1 protein-coding gene is annotated in these 6,641 nt (G+C 57.3%); it reads right to left on the bottom strand.

The window, feature by feature from the left end:
• Window positions 1-6,641, bottom strand: a 6,641-nt coding sequence (locus VI895_12955) for a hypothetical protein (GenBank protein ID HLG20708.1), incomplete at both ends; no start/stop codon positions are given.

Below are 6,641 nucleotides of genomic sequence, written 5' to 3'. Positions count from 1 at the left end.
CGAGAAACGTTAAGCTCTCCTGAAACGCCATGATCTGACCCACACTGTGGCTGACGGTTTTGAGATCTTTGAAGGGTTGACCGCCATGGGCGGCTTGAATGACGGCTAAGACCAGAAACATCCCGGCGGTTCGGCCATAGATGTTTCCATGGATCCCCAGGGACCCTAAGGGTTCGAGAGAAGGAAAGAGGGAGCGAAGGGCGGAATGAGCGCCCAGGAGAGAGGCATCGGCGGCCGTGCCGGCCAAGTGGAGTTCCAAATACTCCTGTCCCACGTCCGGGAGGTACTCGGGCATCTTTTGGGAGAGTTCGCTCCAAGTTTGAAAGCGACCCAGTTCTTTCAGTCGTCCGTCGAGAACGATGTCGGTTCCCTTCCAGAGGAGGTCCGCCGTGATCTTGGGAATCCCGTAATGAATCGCTCCGGAGACGAGGGGACTGGAAGGCGAGGGAGCGCGGGTTGTTTCAAGAGAGCGTCGGGGATCGAACCCCGCCGGGACGACGCGAGCGGCAAGGGTGGCTGGAGGTGTTTTTCCATGGAGCATCAGATGGATATTGTCGGACAAAAAACTCTTCCCGCTTTTCACCTGATCGAGGACCTGACGGACCCCTTCGGCCGGAGATTTCGTCAAGAGAGTCGCGCGGGTCTCGATCGCTTTCTTATCCATCTCGAAGTCGATCAATTGGGCGAGTCGCGGTTCCGAACTTCCAACGGCTTTGTTCATGGATTCGAACAATTTCGAGACTTGAGCGCCGGGAAACTTCGTCAACATCTCTTGAGCCTGGGCGACGCGGCCGGTTTCATGATGGAGCGTGCTGCGGGGAGGACGGGGCGTGACTCGGACGACCACCCTGTAGCCTTTTCCCGGACCGATCTGTTCGACACGGGTGGAAGCTAAAACGGGCCGGACCGCTCCGTCGGAAAGAACCACGTCCTTAAACCACGGCTCTTTCGTTGGATCCACGACGACCACCTCCACCGGAACTCCCGGGAACTTTTTGATCTCCGCTTTCCACGCCGAAAACTCGTTCGATCGAATGTCCACGACTTCGGATTCGGGTAACGCCTCTATACTCACAGCGACGGACGTGAGGTGGGGAAAACCGTAACTTAACGGAACAGAGAGCTCATGTCGTCCATCCCGAATGCGAAGCTGGCGATCGCGGATGGAAATCGTTACGGTTCGACGGCGGCGGATGTCTTGCTGAATGAGTTTAAGCACCTGCCGTTCCGATATGCCGTGCCGTCGAGCGAGGTCGCTTATCGAAGACTCGTGATAACGTTCTTGAATATCAAGAACCATTTCAGAAGTAATGGGCGATAGGGAACGGCCTAGCGATTGAGGATCTTGGGGCAAAATGTCGCTGATTTCCCAACAGACCCGTTCCATTGTCAGGCTGGCCTGGTGTGCCAATACGGCGATCGGAACTTCCGGATACCGGGATCGAATAAACTCGCCCAACGAAAGAGGACTTCCTGGGACCCGAGTCCTTTGTCGAAAATCCGTGGAATCCACATCCATGGCGTTGTGAACGAGTCTCGCCACGTATCCGTTCGGTACCTCCGGTGCGTACGTACGGACAAACCTTCCCCAATCGCTGAGGCCGGCTCGCGGATAGTTCTTTTCCAACAGCTCCGCAATCGTCGGACTTAAAGGATCGCGCGTATCCACTCGAATATTCCACCATCCCGGGGACGTCCGCAGTTCTTGCACCTTCGCTGATTTCCGCGGCCAGACAAGCGATCCTCCGGACCGGGTCCGGCGACGAACGTCTTTTTCAATATTCTCCCATGCGGGATGCCGCGATCGACTCAACAACGTTACGATGTGCTCTTCGGCGGGACCTCGGTAGTGCTCATCATAGAGATGCACCTTCGGCTGAGGAATTTCGTCGAAGGTTCCGCCATGCTCGGGCGTCAGGACAAGCAGTCCCTTTGGGTAGTCGTGGAATTTTTCTTTGAGTTCGCTGTCCGTTACGACGCCATTCAAGAGCGCGCGATCGATTTTAATTATGCGGGAGACGGCATCAAGAAAGGCTTCGCGATCTGCCGGCTGCAGGTCATTTCGAACGATCAGAAGATCGATGGGTTCGCCCGGCCGCAGTTTCTTTAACTTTCCCAGCGTGTAAAGGAGAGCGAGGCTTTGGCGATGGACGTCGAGAGAGGATACCCCCGTCGAGGTCTCAAAAGGAACGACAAAACTTCTCGGATCGCGGGCGGGGGTTACGGCCGGAGGTTCGAGAGAGTCGGCCAGAAGGTAACGTGTTCCTTTGCGTTCGCTGGATTTCGTCCCAAAACCGGTGATCTGGCGAGGAAGAGTCAATGAATTGGACGCCGGTCCCTTTCCTCCCTCCGCACCGGAAGCAAACCCTCTTTGGAGTTGAGTCGAATCAGATCGGCCGTCGACCATGGAAACCGCGGGGGGGGCCGAATCCGTTGCGCAACCGCCGGCGCACGCCTGAGGATCTCCGGTCCCGCCCCCCTTGGGTGGTTCTGGTTTGGAGGGAGGGGGTTCCGGTTCAAAAGGATAGAGAAGGCCTCTCCGATCTTCCGGGTCCTTTTGCTTTTCGGCGGCGCCGTTTTTCGGAATTGTTTCAAGCTTCTCGCGAAGCAATTGCGCTGTTTGAGTGAGGTGAACCGCACTCGGTGCGGACGCGAACAGCGAGGCGCGCCGGCTGGAGATATCGGCCATCCACTCCCACAGCTTAGGCTCGCCCGCTTTCGCGCTTCCTATGAACTTTGTCGGAAATCCGTCCTCCGCCACATACCAATCCTGGGTTTCGGCGAACGATTTTGAGAATTTCACCGCGGCGTTACGGTCCCCGTTCAACGCCCGCGTGATCAGCATACGAAGTTGGGCATCGATCCCCACGACCGTCCGGTCCTGGTCGGGAATCGCCGATTGTGCTTCTTTCATCGTTCGAAGCATGGCTTTGTCCGAACCCCACACAACGCGTTCGGAATCGATCGCTTCGGGAACAATCCATTGGCAGGGGCCCGGAACATCGAACGGGTCAAGCTCCAAGGGAATGGACGTTTCCCACACCCCAATTTTGTGGGAGGCCAAGAATTCAGGGTTTAAAAGCCGTGGATCGATGTGGCCGCGGGTTTCTTTGTTAAAGAATCGCTCAAACGGAATTCGGGCTTCGCCTTTTCGATAACGCCGGCCGGTCTCTTCGTGAAAGCTCCGGATACCCCCTTCAGAACGTGTGGTTCGATCCCAATACGTGTCGACCAGATCCCTGAATGTCCGGGCCGACATACCGTGGATCTGCCCGCCCACATGAAATGGGAGCGCCCTTGTAGCCGGATTCTCCATGAGCCAGTCTCGAAGGGTATTCACCTGGTTCCAGGTGGCTTTTTGATAACCCGGTTTCAGCCGAAAGCCCATGAAGCCTCCGCCGGCCCGCTTGACCGCTTGCACGGGGTCATCGAAAGCCTGAACGAAAAAACGAAACCGCGCATTTCCATCCACGGGGCCCTCGACGAAGGATGCTTCGAGCGTTCGCTCATGCAGAGTTTTTAAGGCGTCCACGTTTCTCGTATTTTCGAACTCGAAAACCAAGTCCCCCGAATTCGCGTGGTAAAAAACGTGATCCGGATCGACCGATTCCAGTTCCGAACGGCGGGGATCGCCGAATTGAACCCGAACGACGTTCCTCGGCGTGGATTTTTTTCGCGAGTGAGCAAAACCTCGGACCAAAGAGTAGTTGTCGGGGAGAGGTCGGGGCGAACGGCGTTCGCCACCGAGAAATCCCATTATGTACGGGATGCCCTGGCCGCCGTTCGCCGGAATATCGGACGACGCGAAACCGCGTTCGTCGCCGGCCGATGAGCGGCCCTCCGGGGCGATGGAATTGTGTTCGCGCCATCCCGGCGCAATCGCCGGCGCCGGAATCATCGTAGCCGGATCGATCCGGGATGGATTCCGGGTTCCCCCGACATCCAGTTCGTAGGGTGGAATGACTTTGTCCTCGGAAGGAACAAACTCCTTTCGATACGTCTCGAGCACGTCATTTGGTGGCGCAGGCTTTGCGGTTTCCGCTTCCGCCTTTTCCTTCAACGCAAGTTCTTCCGCCGCTTCACGTTCAGCTTTCTCCTCCCACGCAAGCACTTCGTCGGCTTCACGCTGGGTTATGGCAAGTCGTTCGTCGGCGATCCGCCGTCGATCTTGAGCGACGCGAAGAGCCTCTTCGTCCACGTCAATCTTTGCGGCGATCTTTTCAAAAAGTTTTCGGTCGAGTCTCGTGATCGTTTGGGATTGTTCGGGTGTATCTGCGTCTACCCTTCCAGTCAGGATGGCTGTACGGGCCACGAGCGCTCGGAATCGGCTTACGACCTTAAACGGTAGAACATCGTCTCCCGATAACATCCCTTTGACGATGGGAGCGGCGTTCTGAAGCGCCTGTCGCGCCACCGGATCGGCGTTTTCTTCCGCTCGTCGGACGATTTCATCCGCGATCCGTCCCCACCAGAACTCGTGCTTTGGGCCGGGGCGCTTCCGAACGGGGTTGCCTTGGGCATCGACTCGGTAGAGGCGGGTTTCGAAATTCTCCGGATCGAGAAAAATCGCCCGTAAAGCGATTTCGTTTCCGCGGATCGCTTCATCGGCCAGCGTACGAGCCTCAATGATTGGATTCTTTGCTTTCGGCGCGGGAGCAATGACAATGGTTGACGGAGGCGCCACTCTAGTTCGCGCCAGGTTTACGCGAGAGGGATTGAGCCAGAGCTCCGAATGGATCCTTCTGTTTCCGTTTTTCTCTCCCGTGACAACGCCGACTCCCAGACTCGCAAGGTATCCTTTCGGCACGCCGTCCGGATTGAGAACGATTGTGCCCTGGGTCGACTGGGCGAACGTCAACGCTGGATTCGCGGCTTTCTTCACGGCAAAGGCTTCCGCCGCGTGTCGAATTTCGTTCCCGGTGTACTCCACGGAATTGCCATTCATTGTCCGAGACAGGGCACGGTGGCTTTGGTGGTTTGTCGCAAGCCAATCGCCGTATCCCCAGATATGGCTTGGGTTTCTCTCAAGATCGATCGCCGCCGTTCTGGGGATGAAGTGGACTGCGCCCTCCCCGGAGCGTGGAATCACTTCCGCTCCAACCTTAAAACCGTTCTTCCCTCGAACCATCGACAGGCGGCTTTTCCCAAAACGCTCCGTTACGCGGCGGAAGGCCTGCTGAAGCCATATGGGGAGCCAGCGGTTCGGTTGAAGGCGGGCCAACTCTCGCACGGAACCTAGAGCCAAGTACGGTTGTTCCGGGGACACGGCGGCGGGCGGGTCGAAAGAAGGGTGGCGAAGTTTTACATCGGCGTCGGCCGCCCCTCCGCCGTTTCCTCTGCTCACGGCCCGGGCGGCCACAACAACTTCGCGCGAAGGCCGAGGCGGATTGGATGGACCGTTTCGTTGCCCGACGCCGGGTGAGCGATGTCCGTTCCCTCCGTTCGTGGGCGCCCCGGGATTTGCGATCTCCCGGGCTATTTCAGCCACGGCGGCGCCGGCCGATGCCAGTTCAGCGGACGGACGGAAGGAATGTTCCGGCTCGGCATAGGAGCGGGCCCCGTAGCCCTTGCCGACATGAATGTTCATTTTGTGCTCACGCTTGTTGGCGGCCAGGGCCTGCGAGACGGAGATCTTCCCCGTGGAGTCGAACGTGACTTTAATCGGCAGTTTGTGAATTGGCTCTCCGTTTGGAGATTCGTCCGAAAGTTTGGTAAGAGGAAAAATCGTCACCGTGGCACTTTTGAATTCATCTTCCGGACCCAACTCATATCGATACGTCACATGTTGTTCGGGTGTTTTCTGGAGTTTCGAAGCGATGAGGAGCGCCGATTCCAAGCCCTTCGTTGCCCCTGTTACCTTTCGATGGGCAACGTCGGAAACTTGGCGCCAGTTAATTTGTTCCGTTGGTTTCTTCAGCAGGTCGGGATCGTTGAACAGCTCGAAGCGGATCCGGTCGGACATTTGATCCAGGAAGCTCTCCAAGAACGACCCGTGTAGTGAATCCTTGAGGACTAGGTCTTGTTCGAGTCGGAGAATCTCTTGGGCCATCCCTTCGAGAACGAGCGTCGGACCATCAGGATGATAGACGATGGGTTCGGCCCCATCGTGTCCGTTCGATGCCGTGGATGCCGCATACACATTCTTTGCAGGCAATCCGGCTTCGGCGGCGAGATTCCGAGCGAGGGAACTTGCATCAAATTTGCCGCTTGTTTCCGCCAACTGCTCCACTCGCGCACCGTAGCGAGCCTTAAGGTGGGTCTTCCAGCTTTCGTATGCTGGAGACTCGACGCGGACATTCATCGTCGGAATTTGGACGAGAGCGCTGCGCATTCCGCGGGGATTCGTATCGTTGGGATTTCCCGGTCTGGGTCGGCGGGTCCTTAAATCAATGACCCTTTTGATGGAGGGGGCCGCATTCTTATCGGGTCCGATGGCAGTTGGTCCGTCGACAGGCGATGTTTCTTTCTTCGTCATTCGCACGAGGCTGTCGGCAAATGCCTTCAGTTCCGGGCGGGCCTTTACACTTGTGAACCGCCGCGCTGCGCTTACGAGTGAACGAACCGAGGCTTCTGTGCCGTCGTCCAAACCGACACCGGAGTCGAGAAGGATCCTGTAATAGTCACTCGCCTTGGCCATCCAT

The organism is Bdellovibrionota bacterium, assembly GCA_035292885.1.
In the GTDB taxonomy this organism is placed as follows: Bacteria; Bdellovibrionota_G; JALEGL01; order JALEGL01; family DATDPG01; genus DATDPG01.
This window is presented reverse-complemented; position numbering and strand designations above follow the sequence as displayed.